Here is an 18,875-nt window from a genome sequence, read left to right as displayed (position 1 = left end):
GGCGCACAAATCCTCTGCGAAAGCAGCCGGATAACTCCGCAGGATTTGTCAAATTGATCTATGGTCTACCGATCCGTGAGCAAAGCGCGAAAGGGTGGACATGGAAGAGCGGGTAACGTGGGCGACCTACGAACGGCGTCTGCACCGGGTCAGCGACTATATTTACGGTCATCTCGACGGCGATCTCGACCTCGATCGTCTCTCGGAGATTGCTTGCCTGTCGCCGCACCATTGGCACCGCATCTACCGTGCGGTCCATGGCGAGACGCTGGCCGGAACGGTGAAGCGGCTGAGGTTGCAGCGGGCCGCCGCCGATCTCGCCCAGACCGATCTTCCTATCGAAACGATCGCGCAGCGCTCTGGCTATCCCAACCTGCAATCCTTCAACCGCACGTTCAAGGCGTCCTACGGGCTGCCGCCGGCGCGATACCGCAAGGAGGGAAGCCATGTGGCCTTTGAAACCGCTTCAACGGAAGGAATTCCAGACATGTACGAAGTCACCCTTAAGGAGGTCGAAGCCTTCGACGTCGTCGGCGTCGCCCACACCGGCTCCTATATGGAGATCGGCAAGGCATTCGAGACGCTCTACGGCACACTCTTTTCGCGGCAACTGTTCCGGCCGGACATGGAGATGATCGGCATTTATCTCGACGACCCGGAGCTGGTGCCGACCGAAAAGCTGCGATCTTTCGCCTGCGTCAGCGCGCGCGAGGCAATGCCGGTGGAGGCGCCTTTGACGCCACAGCATCTCGACGGCGGCCACTATGCGGTGCTTCGCCACAAGGGCCCCTATGCGGACATGCCGAAAGCCTATCAATGGCTCTACGGAACCTGGCTGCCGCAGTCCGGCCGCGAGATCCGCGACAGCCTGATGTTCGAGAAATATCTCAACAATCCGCGGGAGGTCGCACCCACCGAGCTTCTGAGCGAGATCTACCTGCCTTTGAAGTGAAGGACACCTGAGCACTGCGCCGCAATTGACGAATCAGCGGCCGGGCGTCACCTTTTGGTTCGGCGTGGCCTGCGCCGAACCTCCAAAGATCGTCCCCAGCACGGTCCTTTCATGGAGGCAAAGGGACTTCAGTCTCGGGTCGCAATCCTGGTCCCACCGTTTCGGATCCGGTTGCTGGGGAACTTGCCCGAGACGCGAAAGGCCCGTCATGACTGAAAACCGGAATTTCAAACGCCGCGTGCGCGCCCGTGCCGCCAAGACCGGCGAATCCTACACGACCGCACGCATGCACATTCGCGACGCGGAGGCGACCGGCGCGCTGCGGCAAGCCAAATCGCTGTGTCTGGCCGTGGTGCAATCGGCCTATTTGGATGATCCCCGCGACCCGACAGCCCTTCGCCGTGCCGGTGAAGGGATCCGCCAGCTCATGAGGCAGGCGCATCATCCGAAGGCTGGCGCGTGAACTCAGCCTATGGACGGTGCTCGGCTCCGTGCACAAGCTCACTGAACCGCATCGTCCGCACAACAGCCTCTACGTGATCTCGGACAAGGGAACGATTGCGACACGCTATGACGAGCGCATGCTGTCCAACACCAAGATCTCTTTCATGTATACGCCCGGAACGATCCCGCTGACATTCGAGGTCGATGGCATCCGCTTCGGCTGCGCACTCGGCATCGAGTGCCATTTTCCCGAGATTTTCCTCGAATACGAGCGGCTGAATGTCGATTGCGTCCTGTTTTCCACCTCCGGCGGCGCTCTGGCAAACGACCTTGCCTTTGCCGCCGAAGTACAGGGGCATGCGTCGAGCAACCGCTATTGGGCAAGTTTTGCCGTTCTCGCACAACCTGGCCTCACAGCGCCCTCAGGGATCGTGGCACCTGACGGACAATGGGTAACGCGATGTGTGGGAGATGGGGCGTCAATGGCGATCGCCGATATCGGCAACGACCCCAACGATCCGGCCCGACCCTGGCGCCGGCAGGCAAGAGGCGGGATCTACGACCAGCATATCGTCAGCGACGACCCGCGCAGCAGCAGCCGCGATATGTTCTAGGCGTAGACAGCACCTCGGCCGAAGCGATCGCGCCTAAAGTGAAGCAGCCTGCGGCGAGGCCTTCCGCAGGGCTGCCGCCATGCGCGTGGAATCGCCCCAGGTCGAAAGCCAGATCAGGACGGTGGTGGCAAGGGAGATGACGGCGCGCAGGGCGTCAGCGAGCCGGTCTTCGCTCGAAAGCTGCGCCTCCGCGTGATCGAGATGCGCCAGCTCCTCCTCGCGGATCGACAGGATGAGGGCATGAAGCTCCGGATCCTTGTCGGCGAGGAAATGCAGTTGATCGTCGAGATGGTGATGCACGGCGGCTTCCACGGCAGCCGTGCAGGCCCATATGCCGCGACGCCCGAAGAGCGCGGTCACGAACCCAAGCAACCACCCGCCCAGGCTCCAGAACTGCATGATACGGCAGGGTCGGGATTTTCGTGCAGGCATCGCCGCGCGAAACAGCGCGCAGTGCTCGATCTCGTGACCAAGCATTTCCGAGAGCATCGGCAGGCAATCCGGATAGAGCCTGCGGGCGACCGCGATCTGGGCTCCATAAATGCGGATCGCGCCGAATTCCCCGGCGTGATTGACCCTGACGATGCGAGCGATCGTCAGGGCGTTGCGCGGGGAAATCGGCGCGATCATGTTTTCAAGCTCGGTCGAGCCTATCAGGCAGCCATGGCCTTCTGCAGGTTCTCGTCGATCTTGTCGAGGAAGCCGGTGGTCGAGAGCCACGGCTGGTCGGGACCGATGAGGAGCGCCAGGTCCTTGGTCATGAAGCCGGCTTCGACGGTGTCGACGCAAACCTTCTCGAGGGTTTCGGAGAACTTTGCGAGTTCGGCATTGCCGTCGAGCTTGGCGCGGTGGGCAAGGCCACGGGTCCAGGCGAAGATCGAGGCGATCGAGTTGGTCGAGGTTTCCTCGCCCTTCTGGTGCTGGCGGTAGTGGCGGGTCACCGTGCCGTGAGCGGCTTCGGCTTCAACCGTCTTGCCATCCGGCGTCATCAGAACCGAGGTCATCAGGCCGAGCGAGCCGAAGCCCTGGGCAACGATGTCGGACTGAACGTCGCCGTCATAGTTCTTGCACGCCCAGACGTAGCCGCCGGACCACTTCAAAGCCGAAGCGACCATGTCGTCGATCAGGCGGTGTTCGTACCAGATCTTCAGTTCCTTGAACTTGTCGGCGAATTCAGCGTCGAAGACCTGTTGGAAGATGTCCTTGAAGCGGCCGTCATAGACCTTGAGGATGGTGTTCTTGGTCGACAGGTAGACCGGAACCTTGCGCTGGATACCGTAGTTGAACGACGCGCGCGCGAATTCGGTGATCGAATCGTCGAGGTTGTACATGCCCATGGCAACGCCGGCCGACGGTGCGTCGAACACGTCGTATTCGATTTCCTTGCCGTCTTCGCCGACGAACTTCATCGTCAGCTTGCCCTTGCCCGGGAACTTGAAGTCGGTGGCGCGGTACTGGTCGCCGAAAGCGTGACGGCCGACGATGATCGGCTTGGTCCAGCCCGGAACCAGGCGCGGAACGTTCTTGCAGATGATCGGCTCGCGGAAGATGACGCCGCCGAGGATGTTGCGGATCGTGCCGTTCGGCGACTTCCACATCTTCTTCAGCTTGAATTCCTCGACGCGGGCTTCATCCGGCGTGATCGTGGCGCACTTGACGCCGACGCCGTGCTTCTTGATCGCGTTGGCGGCGTCGATCGTTACCTGGTCTTCGGTCGCATCGCGGTTTTCGACGCTGAGGTCGTAATATTCCAGATCGACGTCGAGGTAGGGATGGATCAGCTTGTCCTTGATGAACTGCCAGATGATGCGGGTCATCTCATCGCCGTCGAGTTCGACGACCGGATTGGCGACCTTAATCTTTGCCATGAATATGCCTCGTAGCTTATGCGGGACAGCGGGAGCGATGTCCCTTCCTCTCTGAAAAATCCTGTGCCCTATAGCACTCAGAACCGACAAGGCAAAGCATGCTTGGCTGAAACTTTGGATGGAGGTGGAGACGGACCTCGGACGGCACTTCGCCACCGCTTTTCGACGCCCGCTTTCGTCGCGCCGGCCTTGCAAAGATCGCGTCTGCCGCTATGCAGGAAGAACCGGCGACAGCGGCGCGCGTCCACAGGCGGCCGCGGGACAGGCAAAGGCGACCGATGGCACTTCGTTCCCGTATGCGCGATTGGCTTCTTGCCAATGATCCGGCCTTCTCCCGCCTGCGGCAGGCCTCGCGCATCACCGCGACGATCGTCGTTTCCATCCTTTTACTGATGGCGTTTCATTACCTGGTCGCACCGTTGCCGCCGGCCGCTTTCGGGCTTGCGGCGTCGCTGTCGATCGAAGGGGGGCTGGCGGTGCGCGATCGCACCATCGCCGGCCAGCGGCTCACCCGCATCATCGCCGTCCTCGTCGGCGTTTCGATGGTCGGGCTTGCGTCGGTGCTCGAGAATCACCGCTACGTTTCCGACGTCGTCTTCCTGCTGATCATCTTCCTCGCGGTCTATGGCCGTTCCTTCGGCCCGCGCGGTTTTGCCGTCGGCATGTTCGCCTTCATGTCCTATTTCACCGGTGCCTATCTGAGGCCAACGCTCGACCAGTTGCCGGCGCTGTTCTTCGGGGCGGCCGTTTCGGCCACGGTCGCGCACCTCGTCCGCACGCGGCTGCTGCCGGATGATCGCTATCGCGACCTCCTGCGCGCAACGGCAAGCGTGCAGCGGCGCGTCGACCAGATGTTGCTGCAGTTGGCGGAGATCGCCCGCAAGCCCGTCCTGTCGCCGACCGACCGTCGTCAGCTGCATGCGGCCGAGGAGCGGCTGAAGGAAGCGGTGCTGATGGCCGAGAGCTTCATTCCGACCGAAAACCGGCGCCCGGAACCGCAACCCGGCCTTACGACCTCCGACCTCGTCATCAACCTCTTCGACCTGCATCTTGCGGCCGAAAGCGTGATGGTCGTCAGCTTCCAGTCGATGCCGCCGCCGGCACTCGTCGAGGCGATGGTGGCGCGCGACGGCGGGCGCATCGACGCGGAGATCGCGCGGCTCGGCGATGCGGCTCCGCGCCGCGAAGAAACTGTCAAGGCGCTGCTGTGGCTGCGCAACGTCCGGCAAAGGCTCGCCCGAAGCCTTGCAAAGCTGACGCCGGCCGATCTGGAAGAACCGCCGCTGCACTTGAGTGGCGTTTCCACCCGCTGGAAGCCGTCGCTGGACGATCCCGCCTTGAAGGCGGCGATCCAAATCACGCTCGCTTCGGGTATCGCCATGGTCTTCGGGCTGATGCTGTCGCGCGAGCGCTGGTTCTGGGCCGTGCTTGCGGCGTTTCTCGTCTTCACCAACACGCGCTCGCGCGGCGACACGGCGGTCAAGGCGCTGCAGCGCTCGGCCGGTACGCTCTTTGGCATCGTGGTCGGCATCGTCGTCGGCACGCTGGTCGCCGGCAATATCTACCTGGTGTTGCCGCTCAGCGCCCTTTGCGTCTTTCTGGCGTTCTATTTCCTCGCCGTTTCCTATGCGACGATGACCTTCTTCATCTCCGTCGTGCTGTCGCTGGTCTACAGCCTGATGGGCGTGCTGAGCCCGCATCTGCTTCAACTGCGCCTGGAGGAAACCCTGATCGGTTCGATCGCCGGTGCTGCGGTTGCCTTCGTCGTCTTTCCGACGCGCACCCGCACGACGCTCGATGCCGCCGTCGCAAGCTGGTGCGACGAGCTCAAGGGCCTGCTGCAGGCGGCGCGCGACGGGGCCTCGGGGCTGGTGCTGATCGCCCGGTCGCAGGCGCTCGACCGCGCCTATCGTGACCTGGCGGCGGCGGCAAAGCCGCTCGGGCTTCCCTGGCAGCTGGTGACGCGTCCCGGTCATGTGCGTCAGGCACTGGCGATCTTCATGGCCTGCACCTATTGGGCACGGGTCTTCGCCCGGCGTGTCGGCACGGATGCGGAGCTGGAAGGAAGCGATTTCAAAGCGGATATCGACGCCAATCTCGCGCTCGTGCAGTCGGTGCGGGAGAAGGCATCGGCCTATTTCTACGAGGTCGGCCGGATCGGAGCGCCGGTCGACCGGCACCTGCCGATCTCGAAGGACGATGCCGCACTGGGTCTGGAGATGATCGGGGTCTCTCTCAACCGGCTTCATTTGTAGCGGACTTTAATTTTCGCGGCATTTGTGCGAGGGAAGCGCCGAACGACAGGCAAAGGCGACGGAAATGGCAGGTACGAACAGCGAGCGCGAACTTCTGGCAGAAGGACCGGCGATCATTCTCGCCTATCCGCAGCTCGGCGAAAACATCGGCATGGTTGCCCGCGCGATGGCCAATTTCGGGCTGGCGGAGCTTCGGCTCGTCAATCCGCGCGACGGCTGGCCGAGCGAAAAGGCACGATCGGCCGCAAGCCGTGCTGACCACGTGATCGACGCCGCCAAGCTCTATGGTTCGGTCGAAGAGGCGATTGCCGATCTCAACTTCGTCTATGCGACGACCGCCCGCGACCGCGACGGCTACAAGCCGGTTCGCTCGCCGATCGTCGCGGCGCGCACGCTGCGCCAGCGCTTCCAGGGCGGTGAGAAGACGGGCATCCTGTTCGGGCGTGAGCGCACCGGCCTTACCAACGAGGAAGTGGCGCTCGCCGACGAGATCGTGACCTTTCCGGTCAACCCGGCCTTTGCCTCACTCAATCTCGCCCAGGCCGTGCTTTTGATGTCCTATGAGTGGCTGAAGACCGGCATGGAGTCTGAGGACCAGACCTCGTTCCAGGCGATCGAGCAGCGGCCAGCGACCAAGGAACACCTGCAGGGTCTGTTCGAGCATGTCGAGGAAGCGCTCGAGGCGCGGAACTATTTCCGTTCGGCCGACAAAAAGCCGAAATTGGTCGAGAACCTGCGCGCGGTTCTGACCAGGCCGTCCTTTACCGAATCCGAAATCCAGGTGCTGCGCGGCGTCATTTCTTCGCTCGACCGGTTCACGCGGGAAAATCCGCGCGGCTCCGGCGCTCCGGGCGAACACAGCAGGAAAGCGCGAGACAAAGGTGACAGCGAGTGAACTGAAACCCATTCTCGTCTTCGACAGCGGCATCGGCGGTTTGACCGTGCTGCGCGAGGCGAGGGTGCTGATGCCCGAGCGGCATTTCATCTATGTCGCCGACGATGCCGGCTTTCCCTATGGCGGCTGGGAAGAAGCGGCGCTGAAAGAGCGGGTGATCGCGCTCTTCGGCAGGCTGCTTTCCGAGCATGATCCGGAAATCTGCGTCATCGCCTGCAACACCGCCTTCACGCTTGTCGGCGCCGATCTTCGCGCGGCCTTTCCTCAGATGACCTTCGTCGGCACGGTGCCGGCCATCAAGCCGGCAGCCGAGCGCACCCGCTCCGGTCTCGTTTCGGTTCTGGCGACGCCGGGCACGGTGAAGCGCGCCTATACGCGCGATCTCATTCAATCCTTCGCCACGCAGTGTCACGTGCGCCTCGTCGGCTCGGAGAACCTTGCCAAAATGGCCGAGGCCTATATCCGCGGCGAAAAGCTTGACGATGCGGAAGTTCTGGCCGAGATCGCGCCGTGCTTCGTCGAAATGGACGGCCGGAAGACCGATATCGTGGTGCTTGCCTGCACGCACTATCCCTTCATGGCCAATGTCTTTCGCAGGCTCGCGCCCTGGCCGGTCGACTGGCTGGATCCGGCCGAAGCGATCGCCCGGCGGGCACGCTCGCTGGTGCCGCAGCCGAACGGTTTCGAGCCGCTGAACGGCCAGGACCCGGCGATCTTCACGTCGGGAAAGCCGGATTTTGCGACACGCCGGCTGATGCAGGGGTTTGGCTTGACGGTCGCGGCAAACACCAACGCCGACGAACGGGCAGAGAAGGCTGACGCGATCAACTCGTGAGGATCGCCAGCAGTATGGCGATCAAGGAGACCAGCGCGCAGGCAATCAGGAAGGTCTTGTGGCGGGCGGAGGCCGCCTGCGCCTTTGATATGACGGGTTGACCGTCTTTATAGGCGTCACGCATCCGCTGATCGAGGTCGTTCATCTCGAAGTGGCTTTTCGTCTCGTTCTGCGTCATCGCTGCTCCCGCAAAAGCCTGATGTGTCCGATCGATATGGGGGTGCGCGATCGCTCGCAAAAGTCCGCATGCCGAAAAATCTCAACTTTATCTTGCGACAGGCTGCGTGCGACTTAAGCGTTCGTCGCTGTTGCGGCGCGTATTCCCTGTGGGTTTTCTTCGGCGATGGCAGGCTTTCCGGAAAATCCGTGTTAGGTGTCGCCCGATTGGCGGTCTCCGCATGATCGCGAATCATCTAAAGCATTCCGGAAATATGCGCCGCCGTCTGCGCGCGGAATTGCATGAAACCAACACATTGAGCGGTTCGACAAGCGGAACGCTCTCGCGCGAGAGGTGGACATGAAGGTCGGCATCGACATGGGAGCGACGTCCGAAGGGACATCGGCCTCGCTCGATATCGAGGAGCTTCTGGCCACCCGTCTTCTGGTCCAGGGCAATTCCGGCTCGGGCAAGTCGCATCTCCTGCGCCGGCTGCTGGAACAGTCCGCGCCCTGGGTGCAGCAGTGCATCATCGACCCCGAGGGCGATTTCGTCACGCTCGCCGACAAGTTCGGCCACGTGGTCGTCGAGGGTGAGCGTACCGACGCCGAACTGATCGGCATTGCCAACCGCATTCGCCAGCATCGCGTTTCCTGCGTGCTCTCGCTCGAAGGGCTCGATATCGAGCAGCAGATGCGCAATGCCGGCGTGTTCCTGAACGCCATGTTCGATGCGGATCGCGAGTTCTGGTATCCGGTGCTGGTCGTCGTCGACGAGGCGCAGATGTTTGCGCCGTCGGTTGCAGGCGACGTCACCGAAGAGGTGCGCAAGATTTCGCTCGGCGCCATGACCAACCTCATGTGCCGCGGCCGTAAGCGCGGGCTTGCCGGTGTCATCGCGACGCAGCGCCTGGCGAAGCTCGCCAAGAACGTGGCGGCGGAAGCCTCGAACTTCCTGATGGGGCGCACCTTCCTCGACATCGACATGCTGCGCGCAGCCGATTTGCTCGGCATGGACCGACGCACGGCGGAAATGTTCCGCGACCTGAAGCGCGGTTCGTTCGTCGCACTCGGTCCGGCCCTGTCGCGCCGCCCGCTCAAGGTAACGATCGGCACGGTGGAGACCTCGGCCCGCTCGACGAGCCCGAAGCTGATGCCGCTGCCGGAGGCGCCACAGGACGTCGAGGACCTGATTTTCACGCCGGATCCGGACGAGTTGACCCGGCCGATCATGCGCCGCGCCGTTGCGCCGCCGCGCCCGACGACCGACATTCTTGCCGAGCTTTCGCGCCCACGGCCCGAGCCGGTCGCGCCGATCGAGGCAAGGCCGACGCAGCCGGAGATGACCGCTGACGAGAAAGAGACCCTGCTCGACAGCGTCTTTGCGGAAATCCTCGCCAATCCGGAGGCAACCTTCCGGCCGGACGCGGAACTGTTTCAGGACTTCCTGGTCCGCTGCCGCATTCGCCGCATGCCGTCCGGTACGGCCCTGTCACTTGGCGCGTTCCGCCGCAAGATGGCGGTCGCGCGCTCAGGCGTCGATCCGGAGACTGCTGCGAGCGAGACCTGGGCCCAGGCCCTGCAGCTTGCCGATCGCGTCACCGAGGATCTGCAGGCCGTGTTCCTGATGATGGCGCAGGCGGCCGTCCGGGGTCTGCCATGCCCCTCCGACGCGATGATCGCGCGCGCCTACGGCACCCATTCCGCAAGGCGGGCTCGTCGTCTGCTCGGCTACTTCGAAGAGCATGGGCTGATCGTCATCCATGCGGATTTCGCCGGAAAGCGCATCGTTGCCTTCCCGGACCTCGGCAGCGAGACCGCTCCAGGCGACGCCAACGGGCCGGATGTGACGGGCGCGGCCGCCGCTGCGGCGGAGTGAGTCCGGTTACAGATCAAGCCTTCGTTTCTCGCGGGAACTCAAGGCGCGAGTAGCCGACCGTGTCGGCATGGCTCAGATAAATTCCTGTATGACGCGGTCGGACGCGTGGATGCAGGTCATCTCGAGCCGCGCCGTACCATTGTTGACGAAACGGTGGGGCGTGCCGGCTTCGACGACGATGATGTCACCGGTCTTACCGATCAGCGTCTCATCTCCAACCGTGAACTCCGCCTCGCCGGAATGAATGAGCCAGGTCTCGGGATAGGGATGCACATGCAGCGCCGGCCCTTGGCCTGGCTCAGCATCCATCAGGAAGAGCGAAATCGGCGTGCCATATTGCCCACCTTCAAACAGGATGGTCCGCTTGGGGCTCGGTTTTTGCTCTGAGCGCGGAATGACATGAAACATGCTGGCCTCCATCGGGTTGGCTTGTCGGTTGCAATGAACTATCTTCACGAGAAGATATTATTCGAAGCTATCTTCTCGTCAAGATAATTTCGAAGACCTGGAGCAAGCGATGCAAAACGAAAAGACCGAGAGCGATCACGTCGACCGGTTGCGGGCGCAATGGGACCGCGAACTGCCGGACCTCGACACGGAGCCGATGACCATCCTCGGTCGCGCCTACCGGCTTTCCAATCTGGTGCGCCCCTCGATCGAAGAGACATTCGCATCCTTCGGCATCGATCGCGGCGAGTTCGACGTGATCTCGACGCTTCGGCGATCCGGGCCGCCTTACCGGCTGACGCCGACGGATCTCTATACGCTGCTGATGATTTCGTCGGGCGGACTGACGCACCGGCTCGACCGGCTGCAGAAAGCGGGATTGATCCTGCGCGAACGCTCGGCCTCCGATGGCCGCAGCAGCGTCGTCGGGCTGACGGAAAAGGGAATAGCGCTTGCGGAAAACGCCTTTCGTGCCGACATGGCGAGCGAAGCGCGCTACCTCGACGCGCTGAGCAAGGAAGACCGCGTAGCGCTGGCGGCGCTCCTCAGGAAGCTGCTGATTTCGTTGGAGCAAGCGCCGTCGGGTGATCCGGCGTGATCAACGGCTGTTTGTCACGATTTCGTTTGACAACAGGGGCCGGACCCACTAAAGCCGCCCCAACGCCGGGCAGAAATGTCCGGTGTTTCATTTGACATGTCCCGTGGCTTCTCCGTCAGCTTGATCGTGAGAAACCTGTCAGAACCCCGAAAATGGGTTCAGAGGAGGGCGTGTTTCCTTGATCCGGTTTGGAAACAGGCCGGTGTAACCATTTGAAAGGAAATGCGATGAGCAAGCGCGAATCGTCCAAGTACAAAATTGACCGCCGTATGGGCGAAAACATCTGGGGCCGTCCGAAGTCCCCGGTAAACCGCCGCGAATACGGCCCGGGCCAGCACGGCCAGCGCCGCAAGTCCAAGCTTTCGGACTTCGGTGTACAGCTGCGCGCCAAGCAGAAGCTCAAGGGCTACTACGGCGACATCCGCGAGAAGCAGTTCCGCGCGATTTTCGCTGAAGCTGACCGCCGCAAGGGTGACACCCCGGAAAACCTGATCGGTCTGCTCGAATCGCGCCTCGACGCGATCGTCTACCGCGCCAAGTTCGTTCCGACGGTCTTTGCTGCCCGTCAGTTCGTCAACCACGGCCACGTCAAGGTCAACGGCGTCCGCGTCAACATCGGTTCCTACCGTTGCAAGCCGGGCGACGTCATCGAAGTGAAGGAAAAGTCGAAGCAGCTCGTAACCGTTCTCGAATCGGTTTCGCTCGCTGAACGCGACGTTCCGGACTACATCGAAGCCGATCACAACAAGATGGTCGCGACCTTCGTCCGCGTTCCGGTTCTCTCCGACGTGCCTTACGCCGTCGTCATGGAACCGCACCTGGTCGTCGAATTCTACTCGCGTTAATCCGAGGCTCACGCCTTGTGACGTTTCGAAAGCCGCCCGGAAACGGGCGGCTTTTTTGTCAGTGCCGATCAGCATCCGCGCAACCGCGGACCCCAGCGAACAAGCGCCTTATCGTCGCCTCGATCAAAAGGCGATGACCAAGAGGGAAGCCCGATGCCCGAAGAGCAGAAGCCGCAGGATCTGCAGGCGATCATCGACGACATTCATCGGGAGCTAAGCCCGCGGTTCGGCCAAGGCAAGGTCGCCGACTATATTCCGCAGCTCGCGCGTATCGACGCCAAGCATTTCGGCATGGCGGTCGTGACCACAGGCGGCGAGATCTACCGCGTCGGCGATGCCGAGGTACCGTTCTCGATCCAGAGCGTTTCCAAGGTCTTCACGTTGACGCTGGCGCTCGGCAAGCACGGCGAGAACATCTGGCACCGTGTCGGCCGCGAGCCGTCGGGATCGGCCTTCAACTCGATCGTCCAGCTCGAGCAAGAGGGCGGCAAGCCGCGCAACCCCTTCATCAATGCCGGCGCGATCACCATCAGCGACCTGATCCTCGCCGGCCACACGCCGCGGGAACTGATCGGCGAAATCGTGCAGTTCGTCCGCTACCTCGCCGACGACGACCAGATCGTTATCGACCATGAGGTCGCGCGGTCGGAGACGGCTACCGGCTACAGGAACTTCGCGCTTGCCAATTTCATGCGCTCCTTCGGCAAGCTCGACCATCCCGTCGACCACGTGCTCGGCGTCTATTTCCACCACTGCGCGCTTTCGATGACCTGCAGCCAGCTCGCCAAGTCCGGGCTGTTCCTGGCCGCCGGCGGCAGCAACCCGCTGACCGGTCACAACGTCGTCTCGCGCCAGCGGGCGCGGCGCATCAACGCGCTGATGCTGACCTGCGGCCACTATGACGGTTCGGGCGACTTCGCCTATCGTGTCGGCTTGCCGGGAAAGAGCGGCGTCGGCGGCGGCATTCTGGCGGTGGCGCCCGGCAAGGCCTCGGTTGCCGTCTGGTCGCCGGGCCTCAACGAAAACGGCAATTCGCTGCTCGGATCTCTGGCGCTCGAAATGCTGGCGGCGCGCACCGGCTGGTCGGTCTTCGGCCCTTGAACCGCTCCGACGCGGGCGATCTGCGCCTTGAGGCCGATTTCCCTTGATCTTGACGGCCGGAGCGGGCAAGTGCTGGCCAAGATGAGCCGGGCGCCGGTTGCGCCCGCCTGCCGCACAGGATCCCCGCCATGGACCTTTCATTGAGCCAGCCCCAAGATCCGGTTGAAGCCGCGTTCGATGACGCCGCTATCGACGCCGGCGCACACCCGCTTTTCGAGCGCATGCCGTCCTCGGTCTCGTTCAACAAGCTGCGCAAGCGTCTGCTTCGCCAGACGCGACAGGCGCTCGACGATTTCGGCATGCTGAAGGGATCGAAGCGCTGGCTGATCGGCCTTTCCGGCGGCAAGGACAGCTACAGCCTGCTGGCGCTGCTCATGGACCTGCAATGGCGCGGGCTCTTGCCGGTGGAGCTCATTGCCTGCAACCTCGACCAGGGCCAACCGAACTTCCCCAAGCACATCCTGCCGGAATACCTGGAATCGATCGGCGTCAAGCATCGCATCGAGTATCGCGACACCTATTCGATCGTGAAGGAAAAGGTGCCGACGGGGGCGACCTACTGTTCGCTCTGTTCGCGGCTGCGCCGCGGCAACCTCTATCGCATCGCGCGTGAAGAGGGCTGCGACGCGCTGGTGCTCGGCCACCACCGCGAGGACATCCTCGAAACCTTTTTCATGAACTTCTTCCATGGCGGCCGGCTGGCCTCGATGCCGGCAAAGCTCCTGAACGACGAAGGCGACCTGATGCTGCTTCGGCCGCTCGCCTATGCGGCCGAGGACGATCTCGCCAAGTTCGCCGCGGCCATGGAGTTTCCGATCATCCCCTGCGACCTCTGCGGCTCGCAGGACGGCCTGGAGCGCAATGCGATGAAGGCGATGCTTGCCGATATCGAGCGACGCATGCCGGGCCGCAAGGACACGATGCTGCGCGCGCTCGGTCACGTGAACCCGTCGCACCTACTCGATCCCAAGCTGTTTGATTTCCAGTCCCTCACACCGGAGCCCAAAGAATGAGCCATCCCGTCGACATTGCCGGCCTTGCCAATCTGCTGCAGGAAGCGGCGGTCAAAGAGATCCTGCCGCGGTTCCGCAATCTTGAAGCCGGCGACGTCAGGGTGAAATCGGAAGCGATCGACCTCGTGACCGAAGGCGATGAAGCGGCCGAGCGGCTGATCAAGGCGCGCATCGAGGACGTCGCGCCGGGCGCGCTTTTCATCGGTGAAGAATCCGTTGCCGCCGACCCGGCGCTGCTCGAAAAGCTCGCCGATGCCGACCTCGCTGTCGTCGTCGACCCGATCGACGGCACCTTCAACTTCGCTGCCGGCGTGCCGCTCTTCGGCGTCATGGCAAGTGTCGTCGCCAAGGGCGAGACGGTTGCCGGCATCATCTACGATCCGCTCGGCAACGATTGGGTGATCGCCGAGAAGGGCTCGGGCGCCTGGATGTGCCGCGCCAACGGATCGCAGGAGCGCCTGTCGGTGACCGCAGGCGTGCCGCTCGAGGCCATGGTCGGCGGCGCTTCGACCGGTTTCTACCAGCAGGAAGCACGCCGCGAAGTCATGGCCAACATGGCGAAGGTGCGCATCGCCACCAGCTACCGCTGCGCCGCACATGAATATCGCATGCTTGCCGGCGGCCACATCCACTTTCTGATGTACCAGAAGCTGATGCCCTGGGACCACCTGGCCGGCACGTTGATTTCGCAGGAAGCCGGCGCCTATGCCGCCCGCTTCGACGGCTCGCCCTACCTGCCGTCCCATCTCAATGGCGGCCTGCTGCTGGCGACAGACAAGGAGAGCTGGGAGACGCTGCGCCGCGAGGTCTTCACGGTCTGAGCCGTTCGAAGCGGCCCGAAAATGCGAAAGCCCGCCCGGATCGCTCCGGGCGGGCTTTTTGTTTGCCTTATGGCGGCCGTTACATATGGCCGCCGCCGTGATCCATGGAGACGTCCTTGTCGCCGGGATGGGTGAAGAGCTTGCCCTTCTCAGCCCAGAGCGTTGCAAGGATCGTCACCGCGCCGAAGAGCGCGAAACCACCGAACAGCGGCTGCAACGTGCCATTGAAGAGCTGGCCGACAGCGCCGCCGATGAGCGCGCCACCGGTGGTCGAAACGAAGCCGGTGATCGCCGTGGCGGTGCCGGCAAGGTGCCCCATCGGTTCCAGGCTGATCGCGGTGAAGTTCGTTGCGATGACAGCGAAGAACATCAAGAGCACCGAGAACATCAGGTAGCTGACGACGAAGGCCGGCGTGCCGGAGAGCGACATCACGAAACCTGCGACCGAAATCAACGTGAACAGGATCATCGAGACGTGCGAGATGCGGCGCATGCCGAAGCTGCGGACGAAGAAGCCGTTGGCGAAGTTCGCAACCGCGATGCCGCCGGCCGTGCCGGCAAAGGCGATCGGCAGCCACTCACCGAGGCCGTAGACCTCGCCGAAGATCTGCTGGACGGTGACGATATAGGCGCAGATCACGGCGGTGAACATCGTCATGCCGATCATGTAGCCGCAGGTGATGCGGTTGGTGAGCACTGTCTTGAAACCCGATGCCACCGCGCCGACGGAGAGCGGCATGCGCTCCTCTTGAGGCAGGGACTCCTTCATGCGGGAAAAGGCCCAGACGAAGAGGATCGCGCCGATGATGCCGATCAGGATGAAGATCCAGTGCCAATTGGCATAGAGGATCACGAGCTGGCCGATCGAAGGTGCCACGATCGGCACGATCATGAAGACGATCATCACATAGGACATGACGCGCGCCATTTCACGGCCGCCGAAGCAGTCGCGCACGATCGCCATGGTAGTGATGCGGATCGCCGCAGCCCCGATACCCTGGATGAAACGCAGGATCAGCAGCGTCTCGAAGCTCTGGGTGAGGGCGGCGGCAAACATCGACACGGTGAAGAAGGCGAGCCCACCGAGCAGCACGCGGCGACGGCCGAAGGCGTCGGACAGGCTGCCGAAGAAGATCTGCGAGATGCCGAAGCCGAGGAAGAAGACGCCGATGACCAGCTGGCTATCGTTGGTGTTGGCGACGTTCAGCGACTGGCCGATCGCCGGCAGCGCCGGGAGCATGCTGTCGATGGCGATGGCGACACTCGCCGTCATGACGGCGATGGTGATGATGAATTCGACGATGCCCATGTTGAGGCGCTCGGCCCCCGAGACCCCGTCGACATGTTCGGATTGATTGGTGATGGTGGACATTGGGATAACCCGTAAATTCAATCTTTGGAAAAAGCTGGCCAGCGGTTTGGAGCGCTACAGCGACTTTTGGCGCTTTAGCGATCAGCCGGCCGGCTGATGGTGCGGTTTGAACAGCTTGCCGCGTTCGGCAATCAGGACGAAAGCGAGGCCGATCGCAGCGACAGTGAAGTAGCCGGTGGCAAGCGGGGTGGCCGTTCCGTCGAAGGACTGGCCGATGAAGGCTCCGATCACGCTCCCGCCGATCGTCTGCATGAAGCCGAGAACCGAGGACGCCGTGCCGGCAACGTGGCCGAGCGGCTCCATGGCCATGGCGTTGAAGTTTGGCGCGATCAGCCCGAACTGGAACATCGTGGCGCAATAGAGGACCACGAAGAGCGGGAAGGGCAGCGGCGCATAGAGGGAGGCCGACATCCAGATGAAGCTAGCGAGCGTAAAGCCGCAGAGTGCCGCATGGGACAACGGCCGCATGCCGAAGCGGCGGACGAGGCGGGAGTTGGTAAAGGAAGCGACCGCCATCATACTCGCGAAAGCCGCAAAGACAAGCGGAAACCACACGCCCAGATCGTAGACGCCGACGAGCACCTGCTGCGCCGAATTGATGAAGCCGAACAGTGCGCCAAGGATGACCGAGGTGGCGAGCGTGTAGAGCAGCGACAGCCGGTTGGTCAGCACGATGCGGAAACCGCTGAGGATCACCGACGGCGTGAAGGCGCGGCGGTGCGCCGGATCAAGCGTTTCGCCGAGCTTCGACAGCACGATCGCGATGTTCATCACCGCATAAAGCGCGACGATGACGAAGATCATGTGCCATTCGGCAAAGCTGATGATGAGCTGGCCGATCGACGGGGCGATGACCGGGACGATCATGAACACCATCATGACCAGCGACATCACCTCCGCCATCTGCCGGCCGCCATAGACGTCGCGGACGATCGAGATGGTGATGACGCGCGTCGCGGCCGCACCGGCGCCCTGTATGAAGCGCAGGGCGAGCATGAGACCGAAGGTCGGCACGACGGCGATTGCGACCGCGCAGACGGCATAAAGCGCAAGGCCGGCCAGAAGCGGCGGCTTGCGTCCGAAGCGGTCGGACAACGGCCCGAAGAACAGCTGCGCCACGCCCATGCCGAGCAGGTAGGCGGTGATGATGTATTGCCGCTCGTTTTCCGACGCCACGCCGAGGCTCGCGCCGATTTCCTGAAGACCCGGCAGCATGATGTCGATCGAAATCGCGTTCGTCGCCATCAGGGTGGCCATCAGCGCGATGAACTGGAATTTCGTGAGGCCGGGCAGGGCGTCGTCGTTGGTCGTGCTTGTCATTTCAAAAGTCCTAGCGGCGCGGTCAGCGCCAAGCGAAACGGGTCTGGGTCCGGACGGTGCCGGAAAATAAGGATGTCGGCTGGCTTAATGCCGGTCGGCACAGGGATGTCAGGCGGGGGCGACCGGGCAGCCGCACCAATTGGACCGGGCCTGCATGAAACGGTGAGGGCATCGATCGGCAGCGACGGGGTCATTTCCGTGCCGGGAGGCCGGAGCGGGAACCGTTGCTGCTTATGCCGAACGATCGCGACTGCTTCATGACAGGCCGAAAACTCGGCCCAGGCCTCGCTTCAGAACGCCGGAAACGTTACAGGAAGGAAGCCCGCTTTCACAAACATTCAAACGGTCATTGCGCGAACCAAGCGCGCAAAGCCTTTGGGAAGACAACGAAAATCGAAATCCGGACAGCGACGTCCGAATCAAAAAAGGCGGTTACCCGCCTTCTCCGATGGATCGGGACAAGGCGTCCTTAGATCAGGCGGCAGCGCCCTTGACGGCGATACCCTGCTCGGAAAGGTGGGACTGAAGTTCGCCGGCCTGGAACATCTCGCGCACGATGTCGCAACCGCCGACGAATTCGCCCTTGACGTAGAGCTGCGGGATGGTCGGCCAGTTGGAATAGTCCTTGATGCCCTGGCGCAGGTCCGCGTCGGCGAGCACGTTGATGCCCTTGTAGTCGACGCCGATGTAATCGAGAATCTGGACCACCTGACCGGAGAAGCCACACTGCGGGAACTGCGGCGTACCCTTCATGAAGAGCACCACATCGTTCGTCTTGACTTCGTTGTCGATGAATTCGTGAATTCCGCTCATCCTGTCATCCTTCCTGCGCCGGCTTCAAGGGCCGGATATCGATTGGGTCTTAGATAGCATGCATATTGGTGATTTTCACCACCCAATCGCAACAAATATTGATGGTCCTCAAGATGTGGTTTTAATACCACTCAGGCCGTGCGGCGCCGCGTCTTGCTGCGCGCCGCCGACGTTTTCCGCCGACTGACCTGCTTCTTTGCCGGCTTGCGGAAGGCCGCCTCTAGAATGTCGCCAAGAAGACCGCCGCCACCGGAAGAGGTCGGCCGTGTCCGGCGCTTGGTCCGCTTGGTGGTGGTTCGCTTGACGCCGGTCTTCTTGAGGATTTCCTTCAGCGCACTGTCAACGACGCCGCTGACAAGTTCCTTGATCAGGTCAGCCACGCCAGCTTACTCCGGCGCGCTCGTCTGAAGTGCAAGGGCATGCAGCACGCCGCCCATATTGCCCTTCAGTGCGTTGTAGACCATCTGGTGCTGCTGCACGCGGCTCTTGCCACGAAACGCCTCGGCCACGACTTCGGCGGCATAGTGGTCGCCGTCACCGGCCAGATCGCGGATCGTGACCTTGGCTCCGGGAATCCCTGCCTTGATCATGTCTTCGATGTCGCCTGGTGTCATGGGCATGATACGCCAACTCCCTATTTATTCTGC

19 protein-coding genes and 1 pseudogene are annotated in these 18,875 nt (G+C 62.5%); 11 read left to right on the top strand and 9 right to left on the bottom strand.

Annotation, left to right across the window (positions count from 1 at the left end; all coding sequences use genetic code 11):
- The first annotated feature begins 100 nt into the window (after positions 1–100).
- Positions 101–952: a GyrI-like domain-containing protein gene (locus ACIQUG_RS03945; protein ID WP_402317605.1), complete on the top strand. Its 852-nt coding sequence runs from the start codon at positions 101–103 to the stop codon at positions 950–952.
- Positions 953–1,160: 208 nt separating this feature from the next.
- Positions 1,161–2,010 (top strand): annotated as a pseudogene (locus ACIQUG_RS03940) (carbon-nitrogen hydrolase family protein).
- Positions 2,011–2,043: 33 nt separating this feature from the next.
- Here the strand turns inward: ACIQUG_RS03940 and ACIQUG_RS03935 are convergent.
- Positions 2,044–2,640, bottom strand: a complete 597-nt coding sequence (locus ACIQUG_RS03935; RefSeq protein WP_402317602.1) for a demethoxyubiquinone hydroxylase family protein — start codon at positions 2,638–2,640, stop codon at positions 2,044–2,046.
- 23 nt (positions 2,641–2,663) lie between these two features.
- A complete protein-coding gene (locus ACIQUG_RS03930) occupies positions 2,664–3,878 on the bottom strand; it encodes an NADP-dependent isocitrate dehydrogenase (protein WP_043614565.1) in 1,215 nt (404 codons plus the stop codon).
- Between the two features lie 278 nt (positions 3,879–4,156).
- Here ACIQUG_RS03930 and ACIQUG_RS03925 point away from each other — a divergent pair, with 278 nt between their 5' ends.
- The 3 genes from ACIQUG_RS03925 to murI all read left to right on the top strand — a co-directional run bounded on the left by ACIQUG_RS03925 (position 4,157) and on the right by murI (position 7,863).
- Positions 4,157–6,133, top strand: a complete 1,977-nt coding sequence (locus tag ACIQUG_RS03925) for an FUSC family protein (RefSeq protein ID WP_402317599.1) — start codon at positions 4,157–4,159, stop codon at positions 6,131–6,133.
- Positions 6,134–6,197: 64 nt separating this feature from the next.
- Positions 6,198–7,028 (top strand): RNA methyltransferase, encoded by an 831-nt coding sequence (locus ACIQUG_RS03920; RefSeq protein ID WP_043614559.1) that lies wholly within the window; start codon positions 6,198–6,200, stop codon positions 7,026–7,028.
- Positions 7,015–7,863: a glutamate racemase gene (gene murI / locus ACIQUG_RS03915; RefSeq protein WP_402317595.1), complete on the top strand. Its 849-nt coding sequence runs from the start codon at positions 7,015–7,017 to the stop codon at positions 7,861–7,863. The genes ACIQUG_RS03920 and murI overlap by 14 nt, the downstream gene beginning before the upstream one ends.
- Here murI and ACIQUG_RS03910 read toward each other — a convergent pair.
- Positions 7,853–8,041 (bottom strand): hypothetical protein, encoded by a 189-nt coding sequence (locus ACIQUG_RS03910; RefSeq protein ID WP_402317592.1) that lies wholly within the window; start codon positions 8,039–8,041, stop codon positions 7,853–7,855. The two genes, murI and ACIQUG_RS03910, sit on opposite strands and share 11 nt — an antisense overlap.
- Positions 8,042–8,380: 339 nt before the next feature.
- Between ACIQUG_RS03910 and ACIQUG_RS03905 the strand changes: the two genes are divergently transcribed.
- Complete coding sequence (locus tag ACIQUG_RS03905) at positions 8,381–9,898, top strand: helicase HerA domain-containing protein (protein ID WP_402317590.1); 1,518 nt, start codon at positions 8,381–8,383, stop codon at positions 9,896–9,898.
- Between the two features lie 72 nt (positions 9,899–9,970).
- Here the strand turns inward: ACIQUG_RS03905 and ACIQUG_RS03900 are convergent, their stop codons facing one another.
- On the bottom strand, positions 9,971–10,306 hold the full coding sequence (locus ACIQUG_RS03900; protein ID WP_192447155.1) for a cupin domain-containing protein: 336 nt from the start codon (positions 10,304–10,306) through the stop codon (positions 9,971–9,973).
- Positions 10,307–10,415: 109 nt separating this feature from the next.
- Here ACIQUG_RS03900 and ACIQUG_RS03895 point away from each other — a divergent pair, with 109 nt between their 5' ends.
- The 5 genes from ACIQUG_RS03895 to ACIQUG_RS03875 all read left to right on the top strand — a co-directional run bounded on the left by ACIQUG_RS03895 (position 10,416) and on the right by ACIQUG_RS03875 (position 14,723).
- Complete coding sequence (locus ACIQUG_RS03895; protein WP_402317587.1) at positions 10,416–10,943, top strand: MarR family winged helix-turn-helix transcriptional regulator; 528 nt, start codon at positions 10,416–10,418, stop codon at positions 10,941–10,943.
- A gap of 227 nt (positions 10,944–11,170) precedes the next feature.
- Entirely contained in the window at positions 11,171–11,788 is a 618-nt protein-coding gene (rpsD, locus tag ACIQUG_RS03890) for a 30S ribosomal protein S4 (RefSeq protein ID WP_034794529.1), read from the top strand.
- Between the two features lie 153 nt (positions 11,789–11,941).
- Positions 11,942–12,889, top strand: coding sequence for a glutaminase (locus ACIQUG_RS03885; RefSeq protein ID WP_402317583.1), 948 nt, complete (start codon positions 11,942–11,944; stop codon positions 12,887–12,889).
- A 128-nt stretch (positions 12,890–13,017) separates the two neighbouring features.
- Positions 13,018–13,902, top strand: coding sequence for a tRNA 2-thiocytidine(32) synthetase TtcA (gene ttcA / locus ACIQUG_RS03880; protein WP_402317580.1), 885 nt, complete (start codon positions 13,018–13,020; stop codon positions 13,900–13,902).
- Positions 13,899–14,723 carry an inositol monophosphatase family protein gene (locus ACIQUG_RS03875; RefSeq protein WP_402317577.1) on the top strand — a complete coding sequence of 275 codons (825 nt, stop codon included), beginning with the start codon at positions 13,899–13,901 and terminating at the stop codon, positions 14,721–14,723. Before ttcA ends, ACIQUG_RS03875 begins: the two co-directional genes overlap by 4 nt.
- A gap of 79 nt (positions 14,724–14,802) precedes the next feature.
- On the opposite strand, the gene ACIQUG_RS03870 is transcribed toward ACIQUG_RS03875, so the two are convergent.
- The 5 genes from ACIQUG_RS03870 to ACIQUG_RS03850 form a co-directional block, all read right to left on the bottom strand.
- On the bottom strand, positions 14,803–16,095 hold the full coding sequence (locus ACIQUG_RS03870) for a multidrug effflux MFS transporter (protein WP_402317574.1): 1,293 nt from the start codon (positions 16,093–16,095) through the stop codon (positions 14,803–14,805).
- Positions 16,096–16,176: 81 nt separating this feature from the next.
- On the bottom strand, positions 16,177–17,415 hold the full coding sequence (locus ACIQUG_RS03865) for a multidrug effflux MFS transporter (RefSeq protein WP_402317571.1): 1,239 nt from the start codon (positions 17,413–17,415) through the stop codon (positions 16,177–16,179).
- A 474-nt stretch (positions 17,416–17,889) separates the two neighbouring features.
- Positions 17,890–18,228, bottom strand: a complete 339-nt coding sequence (gene grxD, locus ACIQUG_RS03860) for a Grx4 family monothiol glutaredoxin (protein ID WP_104664104.1) — start codon at positions 18,226–18,228, stop codon at positions 17,890–17,892.
- A gap of 131 nt (positions 18,229–18,359) precedes the next feature.
- Positions 18,360–18,608: a hypothetical protein gene (locus ACIQUG_RS03855; RefSeq protein ID WP_402317568.1), complete on the bottom strand. Its 249-nt coding sequence runs from the start codon at positions 18,606–18,608 to the stop codon at positions 18,360–18,362.
- Positions 18,609–18,614: 6 nt separating this feature from the next.
- On the bottom strand, positions 18,615–18,848 hold the full coding sequence (locus ACIQUG_RS03850; RefSeq protein ID WP_034794447.1) for a BolA family protein: 234 nt from the start codon (positions 18,846–18,848) through the stop codon (positions 18,615–18,617).
- Positions 18,849–18,875 lie beyond the last annotated feature (27 nt).

Source organism: Ensifer sp. NPDC090286 (assembly GCF_044769565.1).
Taxonomy (GTDB): Bacteria; Pseudomonadota; Alphaproteobacteria; order Rhizobiales; family Rhizobiaceae; genus Ensifer.
Note: the sequence above shows the minus strand (reverse complement) of the source record. Positions and strands in the feature narration are given on the sequence as shown.